At 66.5% G+C, this 19,930-nt stretch carries 17 protein-coding genes; 10 read left to right on the forward strand and 7 right to left on the reverse strand.

From position 1 onward, the window contains the following. Window positions 1–48: 48 nt before the first annotated feature. The 4 genes from dapA to WKW79_RS13085 form a co-directional block, all read right to left on the reverse strand. Window positions 49–936, reverse strand: a complete 888-nt coding sequence (dapA, locus tag WKW79_RS13070; RefSeq protein WP_340335576.1) for a 4-hydroxy-tetrahydrodipicolinate synthase — start codon at window positions 934–936, stop codon at window positions 49–51. A 142-nt stretch (window positions 937–1,078) separates the two neighbouring features. Further along, the gene (locus WKW79_RS13075) at window positions 1,079–1,618 is read right to left on the reverse strand and encodes a class I SAM-dependent methyltransferase (protein WP_340335653.1); all 540 of its coding nucleotides are present in this window, start codon (window positions 1,616–1,618) and stop codon (window positions 1,079–1,081) included. Between the two features lie 14 nt (window positions 1,619–1,632). Continuing rightward, window positions 1,633–1,773, reverse strand: a complete 141-nt coding sequence (locus WKW79_RS13080) for a hypothetical protein (RefSeq protein ID WP_340335577.1) — start codon at window positions 1,771–1,773, stop codon at window positions 1,633–1,635. 4 nt (window positions 1,774–1,777) lie between these two features. After that, window positions 1,778–2,995 carry an MFS transporter gene (locus WKW79_RS13085; protein ID WP_340335578.1) on the reverse strand — a complete coding sequence of 406 codons (1,218 nt, stop codon included), beginning with the start codon at window positions 2,993–2,995 and terminating at the stop codon, window positions 1,778–1,780. 303 nt (window positions 2,996–3,298) lie between these two features. Between WKW79_RS13085 and WKW79_RS13090 the strand changes: the two genes are divergently transcribed. From WKW79_RS13090 to WKW79_RS13110, 5 genes are all read left to right on the forward strand, one after another. Further along, the gene (locus WKW79_RS13090; protein ID WP_340335579.1) at window positions 3,299–5,284 is read left to right on the forward strand and encodes a DNA topoisomerase IV subunit B; all 1,986 of its coding nucleotides are present in this window, start codon (window positions 3,299–3,301) and stop codon (window positions 5,282–5,284) included. A 75-nt stretch (window positions 5,285–5,359) separates the two neighbouring features. After that, entirely contained in the window at window positions 5,360–6,202 is an 843-nt protein-coding gene (locus WKW79_RS13095) for a lytic transglycosylase domain-containing protein (protein ID WP_340335654.1), read from the forward strand. 34 nt (window positions 6,203–6,236) lie between these two features. After that, on the forward strand, window positions 6,237–7,343 hold the full coding sequence (locus tag WKW79_RS13100; RefSeq protein WP_340335580.1) for a Kelch repeat-containing protein: 1,107 nt from the start codon (window positions 6,237–6,239) through the stop codon (window positions 7,341–7,343). A 54-nt stretch (window positions 7,344–7,397) separates the two neighbouring features. Beyond that, window positions 7,398–9,791 carry a DNA topoisomerase IV subunit A gene (gene parC, locus WKW79_RS13105; protein WP_340335581.1) on the forward strand — a complete coding sequence of 798 codons (2,394 nt, stop codon included), beginning with the start codon at window positions 7,398–7,400 and terminating at the stop codon, window positions 9,789–9,791. 42 nt (window positions 9,792–9,833) lie between these two features. Then, window positions 9,834–10,013: a hypothetical protein gene (locus WKW79_RS13110; RefSeq protein ID WP_340335582.1), complete on the forward strand. Its 180-nt coding sequence runs from the start codon at window positions 9,834–9,836 to the stop codon at window positions 10,011–10,013. 9 nt (window positions 10,014–10,022) lie between these two features. Here the strand turns inward: WKW79_RS13110 and WKW79_RS13115 are convergent, their stop codons facing one another. Together WKW79_RS13115 and WKW79_RS13120 are read right to left on the reverse strand one after the other, a co-directional pair. Continuing rightward, window positions 10,023–11,099 (reverse strand): MBL fold metallo-hydrolase, encoded by a 1,077-nt coding sequence (locus WKW79_RS13115; protein ID WP_340335583.1) that lies wholly within the window; start codon window positions 11,097–11,099, stop codon window positions 10,023–10,025. Window positions 11,100–11,203: 104 nt separating this feature from the next. Then, window positions 11,204–11,965 carry a PIG-L deacetylase family protein gene (locus WKW79_RS13120; RefSeq protein WP_340335584.1) on the reverse strand — a complete coding sequence of 254 codons (762 nt, stop codon included), beginning with the start codon at window positions 11,963–11,965 and terminating at the stop codon, window positions 11,204–11,206. Window positions 11,966–12,224: 259 nt separating this feature from the next. Here WKW79_RS13120 and WKW79_RS13125 point away from each other — a divergent pair, with 259 nt between their 5' ends. Beyond that, window positions 12,225–13,814 (forward strand): esterase/lipase family protein, encoded by a 1,590-nt coding sequence (locus WKW79_RS13125; protein WP_340335585.1) that lies wholly within the window; start codon window positions 12,225–12,227, stop codon window positions 13,812–13,814. Between the two features lie 6 nt (window positions 13,815–13,820). Here the strand turns inward: WKW79_RS13125 and WKW79_RS13130 are convergent, their stop codons facing one another. Beyond that, window positions 13,821–14,579: a GntR family transcriptional regulator gene (locus tag WKW79_RS13130; RefSeq protein WP_340335586.1), complete on the reverse strand. Its 759-nt coding sequence runs from the start codon at window positions 14,577–14,579 to the stop codon at window positions 13,821–13,823. Between the two features lie 105 nt (window positions 14,580–14,684). Here WKW79_RS13130 and WKW79_RS13135 point away from each other — a divergent pair, with 105 nt between their 5' ends. From WKW79_RS13135 to WKW79_RS13150, 4 genes are read left to right on the forward strand one after another with little or no spacing between them, the layout of a single operon-like run. Continuing rightward, the gene (locus WKW79_RS13135; protein ID WP_340335587.1) at window positions 14,685–16,064 is read left to right on the forward strand and encodes a class-II fumarase/aspartase family protein; all 1,380 of its coding nucleotides are present in this window, start codon (window positions 14,685–14,687) and stop codon (window positions 16,062–16,064) included. A gap of 21 nt (window positions 16,065–16,085) precedes the next feature. Continuing rightward, entirely contained in the window at window positions 16,086–17,510 is a 1,425-nt protein-coding gene (locus WKW79_RS13140; protein WP_340335588.1) for a cation:dicarboxylate symporter family transporter, read from the forward strand. Between the two features lie 48 nt (window positions 17,511–17,558). Further along, entirely contained in the window at window positions 17,559–18,533 is a 975-nt protein-coding gene (locus WKW79_RS13145) for a tripartite tricarboxylate transporter substrate binding protein BugD (RefSeq protein ID WP_340335589.1), read from the forward strand. A 4-nt stretch (window positions 18,534–18,537) separates the two neighbouring features. Continuing rightward, a complete protein-coding gene (locus WKW79_RS13150; RefSeq protein ID WP_340335590.1) occupies window positions 18,538–19,926 on the forward strand; it encodes a class II fumarate hydratase in 1,389 nt (462 codons plus the stop codon). The last annotated feature ends 4 nt before the right edge of the window (window positions 19,927–19,930 follow it).

The following is a 19,930-nucleotide window of genomic DNA, read 5'->3' on the forward strand; positions in this document are numbered from 1 at the left end:
AGTCGGCAAATGGTTGCATGCGCGAATGCGCGCGCATTGAATCAGGCGTCAGTGCAGCAGGCCGGTGGCTTTCAAGGCGGCCAGCACGGCGGGCTGGGATGCTTCGCTGAGTCCGGTCAGTGGCAGGCGCAACGCGTCGCCGCAAAGGCCCATGCGCGCCATGGCCCACTTCACGGGAATCGGGTTGGGCTCGATGAAGAGGTTGCGGTGCAGCGGCATCAGTTCGAACTGGATGCGCATGGCGGTGGCCACGTCGCCGGCCAGCGCGGCCACGCACAGCTCGTGCATCTTGCGCGGCGCCACGTTGGCGGTCACGCTGATGTTGCCCTGGCCGCCGCACAGCATGAGCGCGACGGCGGTCGGGTCGTCGCCCGAGTAGACGGCGAAGCCCTTTGGCACTTCGCGGATGAGCCACTGGGCCCGTTCGATGTTGCCGGTGGCTTCCTTGATGCCGATGATGCCGGGCACCTGTGCCAGGCGCAGCACGGTCTCGTGCGCCATGTCGGCAACGCTGCGGCCGGGCACGTTGTAAAGCACGGTGGGCAGGTCGCCCACGGCCTCTGCGATGGCCTTGAAGTGCTGGTACTGGCCTTCCTGCGTTGGCTTGTTGTAGTAGGGCACGACCTGGAGTTGCGAATCTGCACCCACGCCCTTGGCGAACTTGGCAAGCTCGATCGCTTCCTTCGTGGAATTCGCGCCACAGCCGGCCATCACGGGCACGCGGCCCTTGGCTTGCTCGACGGAAACACGGATGATTTCACAGTGCTCTTCGACGTCGACCGTCGGCGATTCGCCGGTGGTGCCAACGACGCCGAGGCAGTCCGTGCCTTCGGCGATGTGCCAGTCAATCAAGCGGCGCAATGCAGGGTAGTCGACGCTGCCGTCGTCGTGCATCGGCGTGACGAGCGCGACGATGCTGCCAGTCAGTGGATCCAAGGGGGTTCTCTTTGTTCGGGCCGAAAAGCAGCCATTCTACTAATGTGCTGCCCCACCCCCGCAGCGCCTTCGGCGCCCCCCTCAAGGGGGCGCACCCCGCGGCCCGGCAAAGCCGGTTCCGCGGGTGCCCACGAAGGGTCAGTCAATTGGCCTCTTGGCTCTCGAGCGAGTAGCGCGGCGACGACCCCACTGGGCGAACGGCGGCGATGCGCTGGACGAAGCGGGCAGGATCCTCCAGGAAGCCGTCTTCATAGGCAATGACGCGCAAATCCACGCTGGCGTTCAGGAGTTCGCCGGGCTGGAGCAGGAAATCGGGGCGCGAGGGTTTGCCGACGGTTTCGTTACCGACTGCAAAAGTTTCGTAAAGCAGTACGCCGCCGGGGGCGACCGCGGCAATGAGGGCGGGCAACAGCGGGCGCCAGAGGTAGTTCGTGACGACGACTGCATCGAATCGCTCGCCGTCGAAGGGCCACGGCCCCGATTCGATGTCGGCTTGCAGCACGCGGCCGAAATGCGAGGCCGCGTCGACGGCTTCGGGCGAGCGGTCCACGCCGGTGACCGCATGGCCGCGCCCTGCAAACCAGCGCATGTGCCGCCCGGCACCGCAGGCCACGTCGAGCACGCGGCCGCCCCCGGGCACCAGGTGCGACCAGCGCGCCACCCATGGCGACGGCGCGCCCATGCCATGCAGCGCGCTCAAAAGCAGGCCCAGAGTTGGTCGATGAGGGTCACCATGAAGCCGGGCCGGGTGTAGAGCGCGAACACCAGCGCCAGCACCCCGCAGATGGCCAGCCAGGTGGCGGCGCGCGCAATGCGGTGGCGAGTCCGGCTGGTCATGGCTTCAGGCGGGTTGCGGCACGGCGCGGACGACGGCGCTTTCCTTCACCGGCAGGTTGATCAGCGCGGCGAACACGCCCAGCGCGATCGAGAGGTACCAGACGATGTCGTAGCTGCCGGTGCGGTCGTACAGCGCGCCGCCCAGCCAGACGCCGAGGAATGAGCCGACCTGGTGGCCCAGGAAGATGAAGCCGCTGAGCATCGACAGGTGCGCCACGCCGAAGATCTGCGCGACCAGCGCATTGGTCGCCGGCACGGTCGAGAGCCACAGGAAGCCGATGGCGGCGGCGAAGACATAGACCGACAGCGGCGAGATCGGCACGATCAGGAACAAGGCGATGGCGACGGCGCGGCCGAAGTAGATCGCCGCGAGGATCTTGCGCTTGGCGAATTTCTGCCCGAGCGAGCCGGAGGCGTAGGTGCCGAACACGTTGAACAGGCCGATCAGCGCCAAGGCATAGCTGGCGACTTCAGGAGACAGGCCCTTGTCGCGCAGGTAGCTCGGCATGTGCACGCCGATGAACACCACCTGGAAGCCACAGACGAAATAGCCGGCCATCAGCAGGCTGAAGCTGGGCGTGCGGAAGGCCTCGGCCAGGGCTTGCACGATGGTCTGATCTCGCCTGCCGCTGCCCGTGGTGGACGCCGGCTCGCGCAGGCCGAAGGCGAGCGGGACCACAAGCAATACCACGGCCGCCAGCGCGAGCAGGGCCGTCTGCCACCCGAGGCTGGCAATGAGCTGGCCTTCGATCGGTACCATGAGGAATTGACCGAAGGAGCCGGCCGCGGCCGCCACGCCCATGGCCCAGGAGCGCTTCTCGGCCGGGATCTGGCGGCCGATCACGCCGTAGACCACCGCGTAGGTGGTGCCGGCTTGCGCGGCGCCGATCAGCACGCCCGCGGTCAAGGCGAACAAGGTGGGTGTCGGCGAGAGCGCCATGCCGACCAGGCCGAGCGTGTAGCAGGCGCAGCCGATCAGCAGCACGCGGAACGCGCCCAGCTTGTCGGCCAGCATGCCCGCGAAGACGCCCATCACGCCCCAGGACAGGTTCTGGATGGCGATGGCGAAGGAGAAGGTCTGGCGCGACCAGTCCTGCGCCTGCGTGATCGGCTGCAGCCACAGCCCGAAGCCGTGGCGGATGCCCATCGAGAGGGTGACGATCATGGCGCCGCAAAGCAGCACCTGCTTCAGGCTGAGGGGCTGGGTGGAGGCGGGGCGCATCCCGGTCAATGTACCCAAAAGCCATGGGCCGGTCCCGTGCCCGGCCATTCCAGATTCTTGAAATATCTACCGGCCATTGATGCGCCGCGCGCATCTTTGCGGCGCGGCAGGACGGTCAGGCCACTTCGCCGGACATCCAGGGCGCGTCGAGGCCCCGACCGATTTTTGAATACTTGTTACTCAATTAGTGTGGCTCTTTCGGATGGCGCGGCGAAACGGCCGCCATCGCCGCGCTCCCGGGCATGAAAGTTGCCTGTATGGGCATCCAGTTTTTGGCGGTCGGGCTCACTACAATCCGCCCCCATGGCAACCCCCAGCAAGACAATTCCCCCGGCGTATTCCGAAGGTTCGATCCGTGTTCTCAAGGGTCTCGAGCCGGTCAAGCAGCGGCCGGGCATGTACACCCGCACCGACAACCCGCTGCACATCATCCAGGAAGTGCTCGACAACGCGGCCGACGAGGCGCTCGCGGGCTATGGCAAGAAGATCAAGGTGACGATGCACCTCGACGGCTCGGTGAGCGTCGAGGACGATGGGCGCGGCATTCCGTTCGGGCTGCATCCGGAGGAGCAGGCGCCGGTCGTGGAACTGGTGTTCACGCGGCTGCATGCGGGCGGCAAGTTCGACAAGGGTTCGGGCGGGGCGTACAGCTTCTCGGGCGGGCTGCATGGCGTGGGCGTGTCGGTGACCAATGCGTTGTCGAAGCGGCTGGAAGTCGTGTCGTACCGCGAGGGTTCGGTGGCGCAACTGGCGTTTTCGGCCGGCGACGTGATCGAGCCGCTGCAGATCCGCGAGCAGGTCAGTGGTAATGGCGATCGCAAGCAGGGCACCACGGTGCGGGCCTGGCCCGACGCGAAGTATTTCGAGACGGCCACATTGCCGGTGCATGAACTGACGCACCTGTTGCGCAGCAAGGCCGTGCTGATGCCGGGCGTGACGGTCACGCTGGTGGTCGAGAAGACCAAGGAAACGCAGCAGTGGCTCTACAAGGGCGGCCTGCGCGACTACCTGATGCAGACGCTCAACGGCGAGCCGGTGATCCCGCTCTTCGAAGGCGCGGGCCACGCCGACAAGAACGCCGACAACTTCGCAGAAGGCGAGGGCGCCGACTGGTGCGTGGCCTTCACCGAGGAAGGGCAGCCGGTGCGCGAGAGCTACGTCAACTTGATCCCGACCAGCGCCGGCGGCACCCATGAAAGCGGGCTGCGCGACGGCCTGTTCAATGCGGTCAAGGGTTTCGTCGAACTGCATTCGCTGCTGCCCAAGGGCGTGAAGCTGTTGCCGGAAGACGTGTTCGCGCGGGCCTCCTATGTGCTGAGCGCCAAGGTGCTGGACCCGCAGTTCCAGGGGCAGATCAAGGAACGGCTGAATTCGCGCGATGCGGTGCGGCTGGTGTCGAGCTTCGTCCGGCCGGCGCTGGAGCTGTGGCTGAACCAGCACGTCGACTACGGCAGGAAACTGGCCGAGTTGGCCATCAAGGCCGCGCAGACGCGGCAGAAGGCCGGCCAGAAGGTGGAGAAGCGCAAGGGCTCCGGCGTGGCGGTGCTGCCCGGCAAGCTGACCGACTGCGAGAGCAAGGACACGGCGCACAACGAAGTGTTCCTGGTCGAGGGTGACTCGGCCGGCGGCAGCGCCAAGATGGGCCGCGACAAGGAGTCGCAGGCCATTCTTCCGTTGCGCGGCAAGGTGCTGAACACCTGGGAGGTGGAGCGCGACCGGCTCTTTGCCAACACCGAAATCCACGACATCTCGGTGGCCATCGGCGTGGACCCGCATGGGCCCGCCGACACGCCTGACATGAGCGGCCTGCGCTACGGCAAGATCTGCATCCTGAGCGATGCCGACGTGGACGGCTCGCACATCCAGGTGCTGCTGCTGACGCTGTTCTTCCGGCACTTTCCGAAGCTGATCGAGGCAGGGAATGTGTTCGTCGCCAAGCCGCCATTGTTCCGGGTCGATGCACCTGCGCGTGGCAAGAAGCCGGCGTCCAAGGTCTATGCACTGGACGAAGGCGAACTCACGGCCACGCTGGACAAGCTGCGCAAGGACGGCGTGAAGGAAGGTGCCTGGAGCATCAGCCGGTTCAAGGGCCTGGGAGAGATGAGCGCGGAACAGTTGTGGGAGACCACGCTGAACCCGGACACGCGGCGCCTGTTGCAAGTGCAACTCGGCCGGCTGGATTTCACGCAAACGCAGGGAGAAATCACCAAGCTCATGGGCAAGGGTGAGGCGGCCGCGCGGCGCGACCTGATGGAGTTGCGTGGCGATGATGTGGAGATCGATGTCTAGCGTCTTCGCCCGCGGGGCGGGGACGCCGGGCTTGCGAATCGCGAGGTGAATCCATTGGGCCTTGTTCGTCGATGGATGGCGGCGGTGCTGTTGCTGATCGCACAGCACGGCGCGTTCGCGGCCGACATCTACGGTTACGTCGACGAGAAGGGCATGGCGCACTTCGCATCGGAGAAGCTCGATGGGCGCTACCAGTTGTTCTTCAAGGGCGGGCAGAGCTTCGACACGGCCGATGGCATCGGCGCACCGGGGCGACGCGGCGATGGCAAGGTGCCGGCGGTGTCGCAGTCGCTGGTCGCGATGTTCGAGAAATCGCCGAACTACAAGGTTGCCAAGACGGCGTTGCAGGACGCTTCGAAGCGACATGCGATCGACTATGAGTTGTTGCAGGCGCTCGTCGCGACCGAGTCGGGTTTCGATGCGCAGGCGCTGTCGCCCAAGGGCGCGATGGGGCTGATGCAGGTGATGCCGGCCACGGCCGAGCGCTATGGCGTGCAGGGCGACAAGCGCCGCACCATCGAGGAAAAGTTGTACGACCCGCGTATCAACATCGCGACCGGTTCGCGCTACCTGCGCGACTTGATCGCGATGTTCCCGGGACAGATCGAGCTGGCACTGGCGGCCTACAACGCCGGCGAGGGCGCGGTACAGCGCGCCGGCAACAAGATCCCGAACTACCGCGAGACGCAGGACTATGTGCAGACGGTGTTGCAGCTCTATGCCTACCTGAAGCCGGGTGCCGGTACCGGGCGCGGCGGCAAGACGCCGGGACGCGTGCGCATGGAGATGGTGGTGCCGAAGGGCGGGGCGCTGGGCCGTGGCAACATGCCGCCGGACCCGCGCAATGTGCCTGCGATGCCGGCCTTGCCCGAGCCATCCGCGGTGCCTGCCAAGCCGCTCGAAGCGCCTGCGTCCTGAGCGCGACTGCCCTTCCACCATCCTAGGAAACGCCATGCAACGTCGATCCCTGCTGCTCGCCGCCACGACGTGTGCGATGACCGGGGCGTCGCGCGCTCAGTCGTTGCCCGCTGCGCCGTCGGCGATGGAGCCTTTCGCAAAGTTGCAGGGTGGCGTACCGCACCACATGACGCCGGAGCAGGAGTCGCAGCGCGTCGTCGACAGCCCTGCGCCCAAGGGCCCCGCCGGCCGTTGGGTGACGCGCGCGGCCTTGCCGATCCCGCGCAGCGAGATGGCCTGGGCCACGGCGGCACAAGGGCGCATGCATGTGGTGGGCGGCTATGGCGAGGGCGCGGTGAATCGCGACTACCACCACATCTACGACCCGGCGGCGGATCGCTGGCTGGACGGTGCGCCGTTGCCGCGCGGGGCCAATCACGTCGCCGTGGCGGCTGATGGTGGCAGGGTCTATGCGCTGGGCGGGTTCGTCGAGCAGAACCGGCGCTCCGATACCAATGCCTATGTCTACGAGATCGCGGCCAATCGGTGGACAGCGATCGCGCCCTTGCCGCGCCCACGCGGCGCCGCGGCGGCCGTGGTGCTCGATGGATCGCTGCACCTGATCGGCGGTGCCTCGGAGCCTGCGGCAGAGCGGGCGAGTGTCGGCTGGCACGAGGTCTACGACCCCAAGGCCGACAAGTGGACCACGCGCAAGGCGCTGCCCGGCGCGCGCGACCATGTCGGCTGCGTGGCGCACAACAGCCAGATCCATGTGATCGGCGGGCGCTTCAACACCTTCGAATACAACACGGATCTGCATCACGTCTACCTGCCGGCGCGCGACACCTGGGAGTTGCGTTCGCCGCTGCCCACGGCGCGATCGGGCCATGGCCTGGTCGTCTATCGTGGTCGCTTCTACGCGATGGGCGGCGAGGGTGGCGTGCTGCTGCCCGGTGGCATTCCGCGCCAGGCCAAGGTGTTCGGCCAGATGGAGAGCTACGATCCCACGTCCGACACTTGGCAGCAGCACGCGCCGATGCCGACGCCGCGCCATGCGGTGGGCGCGGCGCTGATCGGCGACTGGATTTACGTCGCGGGCGGCGGTGCGGTGCTCGGCGGATCGGTGCAGTCGGCCGTGCACGAGGCTTTCACATTGGGATGACGCCGCGCGGCGCATCCTTTTTGCATTTCATTTTTCTCTCGAAACTTTCTGCTCATGGACTCCGAACCGACGCTCGATCTCTTGCCACCCGAAGATGACGGCAATGGCATCACGCTGGCCGACTACGCGCAACAGGCCTACCTCGAATACGCGCTGAGCGTGGTCAAGGGCCGGGCGCTGCCCGACGTGTGCGACGGCCAGAAGCCGGTGCAGCGGCGCATCCTCTATTCGATGTCGCGCATGGGGCTCGGCTTCGGCGGGGCCAACGGCACCGTCGGGGCCAAGCCGGTGAAGAGTGCGCGCGTGGTCGGCGACGTGCTCGGCCGCTTCCATCCGCACAGCGACCAGGCCGCCTACGACGCGCTGGTGCGCATGGCGCAGGACTTCTCGCAGCGCTATCCGCTGGTCGATGGCCAGGGCAACTTCGGCAGCCGCGATGGCGACGGTGCCGCGGCGATGCGCTACACGGAAGCGCGGCTCGCGCGCATTACCAGCCTGCTGCTCGACGAGATCGACGAAGGCACGGTGGACTTCGTGCCCAACTACGACGGCTCGACCGAGGAGCCGCGATTGCTGCCGGCGCGCCTGCCGTTCACGCTGCTCAACGGCGCGAGCGGCATCGCGGTGGGCCTGGCGACGGAAATCCCGAGCCACAACCTGCGCGAGATCGCCGATGCCTGTGTCGCGTTGATCAAGACCAACGGCAAGCTGAGCGAGGAAGAGCTGTTTGCGATCGTGCCCGGCCCGGACTATCCGGGCGGGGCGCAGATCATCAGCAGCCCGACGGACATTGCCGACGCGTACCGCACGGGGCGCGGCTCGCTCAAGGTGCGTGCGCGCTGGAAGATCGAGGAACTGGCGCGCGGACAGTGGCAGCTGGTGGTCAACGAACTGCCGCCGGGCGTGAGCACGCAGAAGGTGCTGGAGGAGATCGAGGAGATCACCAACCCGAAGATCAAGACCGGCAAGAAGGCGCTGAGCACCGAGCAGACGCAACTCAAGGCGGCGATGCTGTCCGTGCTGGACGTGGTGCGCGACGAGTCGAGCAAGGACGCGGCGGTGCGCCTGGTGTTCGAGCCGAAGACCTCGCGCATCAGCCAGGAGGAGTTCATCACCACGCTGCTGGCGCAGACCTCGCTGGAGACCTCTTCGCCAATCAACCTGACGATGGTCGGCATTGACGGCAAGCCGACGCAGAAGTCGCTGCGGCAGATGCTCAACGAGTGGATCGCGTTCCGCGAGATCACGGTCGAGAAGCGCTCACGGCATCGGCTCGACAAGGTGCTGGACCGCATCCACATCCTCGAGGGGCGGCAGCTGGTGCTGCTCAACATCGACGAGGTGATCGCGATCATCCGCGCGGCGGAAGATCCGAAGGCGGCGCTGATCGCGCGCTTCAACCTCAGCGAGCGGCAGGCCGAGGACATCCTGGAAATCCGCCTGCGCCAGTTGGCGCGGCTGGAGGCGATCAAGATCGAGCAGGAGTTGAAAGGCCTGCGCGAGGAACAGAAGAAGCTGGAAGACATCCTCGGCAGCCCGGCCGCCTTGCGCCGCTTGCTGGTGAAGGAAATCGAGCAGGACGCCAAGACCTTCGAGGACCCGCGCCGCACGCTGATCCAGGCGGAGAAGCGTGCCGTGGCCGAGGTCAAGGTGGTCGACGAGCCGGTGACGGTGATCGTCTCGCAGAAGGGCTGGGTGCGCGCGCAGAAGGGATGGGCGAGCGAGAAGGCCGCGGGCGGCAATGGTGCGCCGGCCGAGTACAGCTTCAAGTCGGGCGATGCCTTGTATGGCGCGTTCGAATGCCGCTCGGTGGATACGCTGCTGGTGTTCGGCACGGCCAAGGACAAGACGGTGCGTGTCTATACCGTGCCGGTGGCTTCGCTGCCGGGTGGGCGTGGTGACGGGCAGCCCGTGACGACCCTGCTCGACCTTGAGAGCGGCACGCACGTGGCGCATTACTTCGCCGGGCCGCTGGGCGCGAGCCTGCTGCTGTCGAACACGGGGGGCTACGGCTTCATCGCGACGGTCGAGAACATGACCTCGCGCCAGCGTGGTGGCAAGGCCTTCGTCGACGTGGGCGAGGGCGAACAACTGTGCCGGCCTTCGCTGGTGGGCGGGGCGAGTGGCGCCGAGCCGATGCCGGCCGCGACGCATGTGGCCTGCGCGTCGACGGGCGGGCGCATCCTGACCTTCGACATTGCGGAACTGAAGGTGTTGCCCAAGGGCGGCCGCGGGCTCACGCTGATCGACCTGGAGGCCAAGGACACGCTCGCGGGTGCGGCGGCCTACACGCGCAGCGTGCGGATCGACGGTATCGGGCGCGGCGGCAAGGAACGCGACGAGACGCTGGAAATCCGCACCTTGAACAACGCGCGCGGCACACGCGCTCGGAAAGGCAAGGCGGCCGACCTGGGCTTCAAGCCGGCCAGCATCGTGCGCGTGCAATAGTCGGGCACCCCACAAGAAAACCTATTCGGAGACAGATTCATCATGGAAGTCGGAGCCATCGCCACCGGACTCGCCGTCGTCAGCGGCACCGCGTGCTTTTTCATCGCCCGCAAGCTTTCGCGCAACCGCAAGGAGAAGAAGGTGCAAAAGGAGGTGGCGGTCGCTAAATCGAACGAGAGCCGGCAGGTGCGACGAGCCCGTGAGCGGCGTGAGCAGCGCTGACCCGGGCGCCTACTTCAACCCAACCCACCAGCGCACGTTGGTCCGCGGCTGACCCACGGTGACCACTTCACCGATCTCGGGCGTAGCGATGTCGATCTTCTTCGCTGCCGCCAGGTCGGTGATGCGATCGAGCGGCGTGTGCCAGGTGTGGAAGGCGAGGTCGAAGGTGCTGTTGTGCACGGGGAGCAGCACCTTCGCGCGCAGGTCCTCGAAGGCCTGGATGTCTTCCTCCGGCGTCATGTGCACCGAGGGCCACCATTCGTCGTACTGGCCGTTCTCGATCATCGCCAGGTCGAAGCCGCCGATGCGCTCGCCGATCTGCTTGAAGGCGTTGGAGTAGCCCGAGTCGCCGCTGTAGAAGATGCGTTGCGGCCCGCTCTGGATCACCCATGAGGCCCACAACGTCTCGCTGCGGTCGGCCAGGGTGCGGCCGGAGAAATGCTGCGAGGGCGTGGCGGTCACTTGCACCTCGCCCTGCTTCGCGGACTGCCACCAGTCGAGTTCGGTGATGCGGTCGGCGGGCACGCCCATCGATCGCAGGCGCTTGCCCACGGCCAGCGGCACGAAGAAGCGTTGTGCGCGCTGCGCCAGGTATTCGATGGTGGGCGCGTCCAGGTGGTCGTAGTGGTCGTGCGAGATGATCACGCCTTCGATGGCGGGCAACTGCTGCAACGCGATGGGCGGCGCATGAAAGCGCTTCGGGCCCATGAAGCCGAAGGGTGACGCGCGATCGCTGAACATCGGGTCGGTGAGCCAGAACTTGCCGCGCAGCTTGAGCAGCGTGGAGGCGTGGCCGAGGCGCATGACGTGGTTGGCCTGCGGGTCGAGCGCTTCGAGTTGCGCCGTGGTCAGCGGCCGCACCGGGATGGTATCGACCGGCACGGTGTCGACCTTGGTGCCGACCAGGAAACGCCACCAGATCCGGGCCGCGTTGGCCGTGGGCTTGGCATCTGGGTTTGGGGCATTCACAAAGCCGCAGTCCTTGAATTGCGGTGACGCGGAATAGGGGGACTCGCAGGCGCCGGAGTTCTTGCAGGCGGCGACGAAGACGAGGGCGACGGCGAGCAAAAGGCGGGTGGCGGTCATCCGCGAGAGGATAGTTGAAGCGCCCCGACCTTCGATGACATCGCGTCGTCGCTCGAGCGGCCCGCCCGTGGCGATCGCCCGCTCTCGCAAGTCCTTCGCAAGATTCAGGCGAACAGCAACTCGAACGGCCAGCCCGCGCGCGTGATGGCGCTGTGGCACAGGTCCGGGTCGCCGATGAGCGACGGGACGCAGCGCAAGCGGGCCTCGAGGGCGTCTTGCGCCTTGCGCTTGCGATCCTGCGCGTCGGTGTCGAGCAAGAGCCGGCGCGCGCGGCGCCAGGGCAGGCGTACGTCGCCGGGCTTGGCCCAATGCCAGGCGCGTACCGGCGTCTCCACCAGTCGGGCGCCGCACAGGGCGGCGGCGAAGGCGCAGGCATGGCCGGTGGCCTCGTGGTCGGGCGGGCCGTCCATGCGCCATGTGGTGAACACCACGTCGTCGGCGCGCAGCAAGGGCTGCAGGCGCTCGGCCAGCATGCGGCGCAGGATGTGCAGGCTGCCGTCCGGGAAGCCGAGGCGCACCGGGTCGTCGGTGACGCCCAGGCGGTGCAGGGCGCGGCGACTCTCGATGGAGTCCATGCGGGCGCGCGGGTCGGGCGGCCAGTGCCGTGCATCGGCCGGGCGCGCGATGCCGTCTGTCACGGCAATGATGCAGGTCTCGCGCGCCTGCGCGGCCAGTTGCGCGAGCAGGCCTCCCAGGGCGAGAACCTCGTCGTCCGCGTGCGGCGCGACGATGACTGCGCGTGCGCCGGAGGGCAAGAGTTCGTCGAGCGTGGTCGAGGGAAGGTCGGTCAGGCCGGGCCAGTCCAGCCAGTCGGCCACGACGGATTCTTCGGTCGGAGGGTCGTCACGCAGGGCAGCGGTCAGCATGGGGGTTCTTGCCTCTCTCGTCTGTCAGGCGGTCGTGCTCTGCGACCGGCGGGACGGTCATCGTATGCGCGTTGCGCCGCTGGCGGTAGCCGCGGAAGCTGGCCGCTTGCTCTACGCCATGCGCGCTATGGCGGCGGCCAAGGGGCGGCGTCACAGTCGGGGGCGATGCTGGACGAGGCCCCGCGCGCCATGCACGCGCGCCTCGCACCACTGCGGCGTTGCAAATCCTCGCCACGGCGCGCAACAGGAGGTCTTTGCCATGACGGACAAGCGCTATCCCATCATCTATGTGCGCGGTTACGCGATGACGACCAACGAGCGCGACGAGACCACGGCCGATCCGTTCTGCGGATTCAACGTGGGCTCGACGGTGTACCGGGCCACGGTGGACAAGAAGGCGGCGGCGCAGAAGTTCGTGTTCGAGTCGCCGGTGGTGCGGCTGCTGGCCGACTTCCAGTACATGAGCGTCTACCAGAACGGGCTCGACATCCTGGACGAGGACTGGAAGCCGCCGCCGGACCAGACCGGCGCGGACGTCGAGGGCATTCCGTCGGCCTCGGTCATCATCTACCGCTACTACGAGACGGGCTCCGACCTGCTCGGCGACGGCAAGGCGCGCGACATCACGGCCTACGCGAAGGGGCTGAACGACCTCATCCTGCGCGTGCGGGACCTGGTGGCAAAGCGCGAAGGGCCGGCCGCGGCGGATGGCTTCCGCTGTTACCTGGTGGCGCATTCGATGGGCGGGCTGGTGTGTCGCGCCTTCCTGCAGAACCCGGCGCTCGGCGATGAAGTGGCACGCAAGTGCGTCGACAAGTTCTTCACCTATGCAACGCCGCACAACGGCATCGACATCGGCGGCATCAACGTGCCGAGCTGGCTGACGGTCAACGAGATCAACACCTTCAACCGCGACAAGATCGCCAATTTCCTGGCCACGCCGCAGATCAACGGGCGCGTGGACTACCTGCCGCCCTCGGCCATCGCGCCGGATCGTGTGTTCTGCATGGTCGGCTCGAACCGCGGCGACTACGAGGTGGCGATGGGCGCGTCACGCATGTTCGCGGGTCACGGCAGCGACGGTCTGGTGCGCGTGGAAAACGCGACGCTGTGCTCCTTCGACAAGGACGGCAAGGAGCGGCCGGTGGCCACCGCCTACACCTACCGATCGCATTCGGGCTACTTCGGCATCGTGAACTCCGAGGAGGCCTTCCAGAACCTGGTGCGCTTTCTCTTTGGCGATGTGCGGGTGGACTTGTGGTTCGACGTGGACAGCGTGACCTTGCCGCCGGACATCCCGAAGGATGCGGATGTCGATGCGCTGTACCAGGTCGAGTTGCTGGCCGCGCCGCGCGGCAAGCGCTGGTACCTGAGCCGGCGCGTCGCCGAGGAGGATTCGCCGGCCTGCCGCACGCACAAGGAGCTGACCAACCCGGCGACGCCGGAGAAGCGGTCGATCTATCTGTCGACCGTGTTCCTGTCCAACAAGGCACGCGTGAAGCAGGACCGGCCCACGCTCGCCTACGCGATGACGCTGGGCGTGCGCGTGCCGGACTACCAGGTGAACAGGAAGTTCTGGGTCGACGGGCACTACGAAGGCAGCTCGTTGTTCCGCGACACGCTGATCATCGAGATCGAGCCGCCAGCCGACGCCGACGCGACCAAGACGTGGAAGGTGAAGTACGGCTGGCAGACTGACACCGCTGGCCGTGCCACCGTGCCGACGAACTACGACGACGTGGTCGATGGGAAGTTGCAGTTCGTGGTGCCGCTGTCGAAGACGGGGTCGGCGTTCTCGGCGCCGGGGATCAGTGGGAAGGTGCGGTTGGCGGTGAGTGGGTGGAGTTGAGGGGCTTCAACCCGTCGACCTCTGCAGCCGCATCGACACCGAAAACCGCTCGGCCGGATGCACCGTGACCGACACCTCGAATACCTCGCCGTCGTCGTCAAAGTAGCGCCGCACGATCTTCAGCGCGGTGGCGCCGGGCTCCAGTTGCAGGGCCTTGGCCATGGCGCGGTCCTGCAGGGTGAAGGCGCGCACGTCCTGATGGATCTCCGCGATGTGGCGGCCGTAGCGCTCCTCGATCAATGAACTGATCAAGGCGTCCGGCGAGGCCTTGGCGAGTTCCGCGATGTCGGCGTGAGCCGGGTCGATATAGACGTCCGTCCACCCGACGGGCGCGGCCGACTCGTCGCCGACCAGGCGCAGGCTGGAGATGCGCATCCAGCGCGTGCCGTCCGCGCAACCCAGTTCCGTGGCCAGATCTCCACTCGCCGTCTCATGGCCGACGGATTGCACCACCCGCAAGTGCTCGGCGCCGAACTGCACCAGGTCGTCCACCGACGCCAGCGAGGGCCGGAAGCTGGTCCGTGGCTTGGCCGATTCCACGCGCGTGCCGACGTTCTTCCTGCGCGAGACCAACCCGACTTGTTGCAACTCCGCCAGCGCGGCGCGCACGGTGTGGCGGCTGGTGCCGTAGTGCTTGCACAGCTCCAGCTCGGTGGGCAACAGGTCGCCCACGGCGAAGTGGCCGGTGGTGATCGCTTCCGTCAGGTGGCGGGCGATATTGGCGAAGGTGGCCTTCTGCGGTGCGGGGTCAAGTGCGGTGGTCATGGCTGCGCAAGGGTAAACCCTGAATTGTGAATATGTCCGAACATATTAAAGTCTCATATGTCCGAACATATTGTCGTCCATCCCATTCCAACTTCAAGAGGCTCCATGTCCAAGAATCCTTCGTTTCCCATGGCCAGTACGGTCGTTGATTCGATCCTGTTCCGCGATGCCTTCGGCACGCAGAAGATGCGCCAGATTTTCTCCGACGGCGCGCTGATCCAGCGCTACATCGATGCCGAGGTGGCGCTGGCCCGTGCCGAGGCGCGCTGCGGCGTGATCCCGGCGGAAGCGGCGGAAGTCATCGCACGTGAGTCGAAGATCGAGCGCATCGACTTCGATCACATGCGCGAAGAGACGGACATCGTGGGCTACCCGATCCTGCCGCTGGTGCATCAGTTGGTGGCGATGTGCGGCGAGTCGGGCCGCTATGTGCACTGGGGCGCGACCACGCAGGACATCATGGACACGGCCGTCGCGCTGCAGGTGCGTGATGCGTTGGACAGCATCGGCTCGGACATCCGCGAATTGCGCGGCATCCTGGCATCCCTCGCGAAAAAGCACCGCGATACGCCGATGGCCGGTCGCACGCACTTGCAGCAGGCCTTGCCCGTGACCTTCGGCTACAAGGTCGCGATCTGGCTGGCGATGTTCGACCGGCATCAGCAACGCATCGCTGAGTTGCGCCCTCGGGTGGCGGTGGTCGAGTTCGCGGGCGCGGCCGGCACGCTGGCCTCGCTGGGCGACAGGGGCTTCGAGGTGCAGAAGGCGATGGCCGAGGAGCTGAAGCTCGGCGTACCGGCCACGACCTGGCATGTGGCGCGCGATGGCTTTGCGGAGGCGGTGAACCTGCTGGCGCTGGTCACCGGCTCGCTCGGCAAGATCGCGCTGGACATCATGATCATGGCGTCCACCGAGTTCGCCGAGGTCTACGAGCCCTTCGTCAAAGGGCGTGGCGCATCGAGCACGATGCCGCAGAAGCGCAACCCGATCTCCAGCGAGCTGATGCTGGCCGCATCGAAGGCGGTGCGCCAGCATGCGGGGCTGATGGTCGATGCGATGGTGCAGGACTTCGAGCGCGCGACCGGCCCGTGGCATGCGGAGTGGATCGCGATCCCGGAGAGCTTCATCCTCACCTCGGGCGCGCTGCACCAGGCCAAGTTCGCGCTCGGCGGACTGATCGTCGACGAGGCGCGCATGGCGCACAACCTCGGCATCACCAAGGGCCTGATCGTGGCCGAGGCGGTGATGATGGGCATGGCGCCTCACATCGGCCGGCAGCAGGCGCACGACGTGGTCTACGACGCCTGCCGCACGGTCAACACCCAAGGCGGCACGCTGGCCGAGGCGCTGGCTGCCTTGCCCGAGGTCACGAAGCACTTCGACCGCGCCACCATCGATCGCCTCACCGATCCGGCCAACTACCTCGGCCTCGCGCCGCAGATGGTGGACCGCGCGCTGGCGCTGTCGGCGGAAGTCGGCGCCTGAAGCAACGAGGAGAGAGACCACATGACTTCCACTCTCGCACCCACTGCGCCGATCGCGCCCATCGCGCCGCCTCCGGCGAAGAAGCTCCCCTGGTACCGCAAGCTCGGCATGCAGGTGCTGGTGTCGCTGGTGCTCGGCATCGTCGTCGGCTTCGTGTTCCCGAAGTTCGCCTCGCAACTCAAGCTGTTGGGCGACATGTTCCTGTCGCTCATCAAGGCCGGCGTCGCACCGCTGGTGTTCCTGACCATTGTGCACGGCATTGCGTCGGCCGGTGACGTGAAGAGTGCAGGGCGCGTGGGCTGGCGGTCGATCGTCTACTTCGAGGTGATCTCGACGATTGCGTTGTGCGTGGGCATGCTGGCCGGCAACCTGCTGGGCATCGGCCAGGGCATGACCACGGTGGCGGGCGGCGCGGCGGCGCCGGTGGTGAAGGCTGCGGCACCACAAGGCTTCCTTGAATTCATGATGCACATCGTGCCGGACAACTTCGTCGGCGCGTTTGCCAAGGGCGAATTGCTGCAAGTGGTGGTGCTGGCGGTGATGGTCGGCATCGGCATCCTGGCCATTCCGGAAGAGCGTCGCGAGAAGATCAACGGCGGCCTCGACTACATCTCCGAAGTCCTGTTCTCGTTCATCAACCTGGTGATGAAGCTGGCGCCCATCGGCACCTTTGGCGCGGTGGCGTATTCGGTGGGCAGCAACGGTTCCGCGGTGCTGGTGGCGCTGGCGCAACTGGTGCTGAGCTTCTACGCGGTCATCGCGCTGTTCATCTTTGTGGTGCTCGGCCTCATCGCGAAGATCGCGGGCTTCAGCCTCTGGCGCTTCCTGCGCTACATCAAGGACGAGATCCTGATCGTGCTCGGCACGGCCTCGTCGGAAAGCGCCTTGCCGCGCCTGCTGATCAAGCTGGAGCGTCTTGGCGTGGCCAAGCAGACCGTCGGTTTGGTGCTGCCCACCGGCTATGCCTTCAACCTCGACGGCACCTCGATCTTCATGGCGATGGGCGTGATGTTCATCTCGCATGCCTACGGCGTGCCGCTGACGGTCGACCACCAGATCGGCATCCTGCTGCTGATGCTGTTGACGTCGAAGGGCGCGGCGACGGTGTCGGGTGGATCGTTCGTGGTGTTCGCCGCGACTGTGACCTCGACCGGCATCCTTCCGGTGGAAGGCCTGGCGGTGATCTTCGGTGTGTACCGCTTCCTGTCGATGGCCATCTCGACCTGCAACACGATCGGCAACAGCGTGGCCGTGGTGGTGGTTGCGAAGTGGTCGGGCACCTTCGACCCGAAGGTCGCGGAGCGGCATCTCTACCCCGAGCGCCATCCCGAGATCGCGGCCGCCGATGCGCAACTCGACGACGGCAACCTGCTGCCGGAAGACATGCGCGACACCAACCCGCATCCGACCGGCATCGACATGCGCTCGCCGGCGCCCGCTCGCTGAACACCCCATCCACTCTTGAACCTGATTCGCTTTTCCAAGGAATTCACCATGATCTCGAAACTGAAGCTGGCCGCACTCGCCCTCACACTCGCAGCCGGCAATGCGCTGGCCCAGGCCTGGCCCGCAAAGCCGGTCACCTGGATCGTTCCCTTCGCCGCCGGCGGCCCGACCGATGCGATGGCGCGCAGCATCGCCGAGCGTGTGTCGCGCGAGATCGGCCAGCCGATCATCATCGACAACGCGCCGGGCGCGGGCGGCACGGTGGGTGCGGCCAAGGCGGCACGTGCCACGCCGGACGGCTACAGCATGCTGGTCGGGCACATGGGCTACATGGGCGCGGCCCCGGCCATCTACAAGAAGCTCAACTATGACCCGGTGAAGGACTTCGCGCCGGTGTTCCGCTTCCCCGACACGCCGCTGGTGCTGATGGTGCGCAAGGAACATCCGGCCAAGGACGTGAAGGCGCTGGTCGACTTCGGCAAGACGCATCCGGACAAGCTCTTCATCAGCAACGCCGGCGTCGGTTCCACCTCGCACCTGATCGCGGCGCTGTTCGCAGCGTCGGCCGGCATCAAGGTTTCGCAGGTGCCGTACAAGGGCGCGGGTCCGGCGCTCATCGACGTGATCGGCGGCCAGGTCGACGGCATGTTCGACCAGACCAACACAGCGCTGCCGCAGATCAAGGAGGGCAAGGTGCGTCCCTTGGCGGTGACCTCGAAGGTGCGCCTGCCGCAGTTGAAGGATGTGCCGACGCTGGCTGAAACGGTGTTGCCCGGCTTCGAGGCCGCGACCTGGTACGGCATCTATGCGCCCAAGGGCACGCCGCAGCCCGTGCTCGACAAGGTGCAGGCCGCCTATCTGAAGGTGATGACCGACAAGGCCTTCACCGACAAGATGCAGGAGCAGGCGATCCAGTTGCTGCCGGCCGATCAATACACGGGTGTGGCGTTGGGCAAACACACCGAGAGCGAGGTCGCGCGCTGGAAGACGGTGGCTGCAAAAGCCAACATCACGCTGGATTGACACCATGAGTTCGACCCGCATCGAGCGCGATGCCTTCGGTCCGGTGGAAATACCCGCCGACCGCTACTGGGGCGCGCAGACTCAACGCGCGCTCGGCGTGTTCGACATCGGCGAGGAGCGCTTTCCGGCTAGTCTGATCCATGCCTTCGGGCTGCAGAAGATGGCGGCGGCGCGAGCCAACATGCGTTGCGGGGCGCTCGATGCGGCGTTGGCGGATGCGATCATTTCAGCCGCCGGTGAGCTGCGCGACGGGGGCTTCGATGCGCACTTCCCGCTCACCATCTGGCAGACCGGTTCGGGCACGCAGACCAACATGAATGCCAACGAGGTCATCGCGAACCGCGCCAACGAATTGCTGGGGCAGCCGCTCGGCACCAAGTCGCCGGTGCATCCCAACGACCATGTCAACGCATCGCAATCGTCCAACGACAGCTTCCCGACGGTGATGCACATCGTGACGGTGCTGGAGCTCGCGCAACGCCTGAAGCCTTCTCTCGCCTTGCTGCGCGACAGCTTGCAGGAGAAGGCCGAGGCGTTCGAGGACGTGCTGAAGATCGCCCGCACGCACCTGATGGACGCCGTGCCGATGACGATGGGCCGGGTGTTCGACACGTTTGCCCGCCAAGTCGCCCATGGCATCGACAGGATCGACGCCGCGATGCCACGCCTCCTGTCCCTGCCGCAGGGCGGCACGGCGGCCGGCACCGGGCTGAACGCGCCACCCGGATTCGATGCGCTCTTCTGCGAGGAACTGCGCGCGCTGACAGGCCATGCCTTCACGCCGAACCCGTCGAAGTTCGAAGGCATGGCGGCGCATGACGCATTGGTCGAAGCATCTGGCGCCCTGAACGTGATCGCGACTTCGCTGATCAAGATCGCGAACGACGTGCGCTGGCTCGGCTCCGGCCCGCGCTGCGGCCTGGGCGAACTGAAGATCCCGGACGATGGCCTGACGAGTTCGATCATGCCGGGCAAGCGCAACCCGACCATTGCCGAGGTGCTGGCGCAGGCCTGCATGCAGGTGGTGGGCAACCATGCCGTCGTCACGATGGCCAATGCATCGGGCAACTTCGAATTGAACGTGGCCAAGCCGGTGCTGATCGCCAACCTGCTGCAGTCGATCCGCGTGCTGGCGGATGCATCGCGCGTATTTGCGACGGGGCTGGTCCAGGGCGTCGAGGTCGAAGAGGCGAGGCTGGCGGCCAACGTGGCAAACAGCCTGCTGCTCGCCACGGCGCTGAATCCGGTCCTCGGCTATGACAAGGTCGCGTCGATCACCGCAGAGGCTGTCGCGAAGGGCATCACGCCACGCGAAGCTGCGCTGTCGTTGGGGCTCATCGATGGCGAAACGTATGACCGCATCGTCGACGCTCGCAAGATGGCGGGGCGCTGAAGCA

This window comes from Variovorax robiniae (genome assembly GCF_037889955.1).
GTDB classification, from domain to species: Bacteria; Pseudomonadota; Gammaproteobacteria; order Burkholderiales; family Burkholderiaceae_C; genus Variovorax; species Variovorax robiniae.

Bases quoted from the DNA above. Each gene is read 5' to 3' on its own strand.
- WKW79_RS13095 (WP_340335654.1), top strand. From the start codon at position 5,360: ATGGCGGCGGTGCTGTTGCTGATCGCACAGCACGGCGCGTTCGCGGCC.
- WKW79_RS13080 (WP_340335577.1), bottom strand. From the start codon at position 1,773: ATGACCAGCCGGACTCGCCACCGCATTGCGCGCGCCGCCACCTGGCTG.
- WKW79_RS13090 (WP_340335579.1), top strand. From the start codon at position 3,299: ATGGCAACCCCCAGCAAGACAATTCCCCCGGCGTATTCCGAAGGTTCG.
- WKW79_RS13075 (WP_340335653.1), bottom strand. From the start codon at position 1,618: ATGGGCGCGCCGTCGCCATGGGTGGCGCGCTGGTCGCACCTGGTGCCC.
- WKW79_RS13110 (WP_340335582.1), top strand. From the start codon at position 9,834: ATGGAAGTCGGAGCCATCGCCACCGGACTCGCCGTCGTCAGCGGCACC.
- WKW79_RS13085 (WP_340335578.1), bottom strand. From the start codon at position 2,995: ATGCGCCCCGCCTCCACCCAGCCCCTCAGCCTGAAGCAGGTGCTGCTT.
- WKW79_RS13145 (WP_340335589.1), top strand. From the start codon at position 17,559: ATGATCTCGAAACTGAAGCTGGCCGCACTCGCCCTCACACTCGCAGCC.
- WKW79_RS13120 (WP_340335584.1), bottom strand. From the start codon at position 11,965: ATGCTGACCGCTGCCCTGCGTGACGACCCTCCGACCGAAGAATCCGTC.
- WKW79_RS13150 (WP_340335590.1), top strand. From the start codon at position 18,538: ATGAGTTCGACCCGCATCGAGCGCGATGCCTTCGGTCCGGTGGAAATA.
- parC (WP_340335581.1), top strand. From the start codon at position 7,398: ATGGACTCCGAACCGACGCTCGATCTCTTGCCACCCGAAGATGACGGC.
- WKW79_RS13140 (WP_340335588.1), top strand. From the start codon at position 16,086: ATGACTTCCACTCTCGCACCCACTGCGCCGATCGCGCCCATCGCGCCG.
- WKW79_RS13115 (WP_340335583.1), bottom strand. From the start codon at position 11,099: ATGACCGCCACCCGCCTTTTGCTCGCCGTCGCCCTCGTCTTCGTCGCC.
- WKW79_RS13135 (WP_340335587.1), top strand. From the start codon at position 14,685: ATGTCCAAGAATCCTTCGTTTCCCATGGCCAGTACGGTCGTTGATTCG.
- WKW79_RS13125 (WP_340335585.1), top strand. From the start codon at position 12,225: ATGACGGACAAGCGCTATCCCATCATCTATGTGCGCGGTTACGCGATG.
- WKW79_RS13100 (WP_340335580.1), top strand. From the start codon at position 6,237: ATGCAACGTCGATCCCTGCTGCTCGCCGCCACGACGTGTGCGATGACC.
- WKW79_RS13130 (WP_340335586.1), bottom strand. From the start codon at position 14,579: ATGACCACCGCACTTGACCCCGCACCGCAGAAGGCCACCTTCGCCAAT.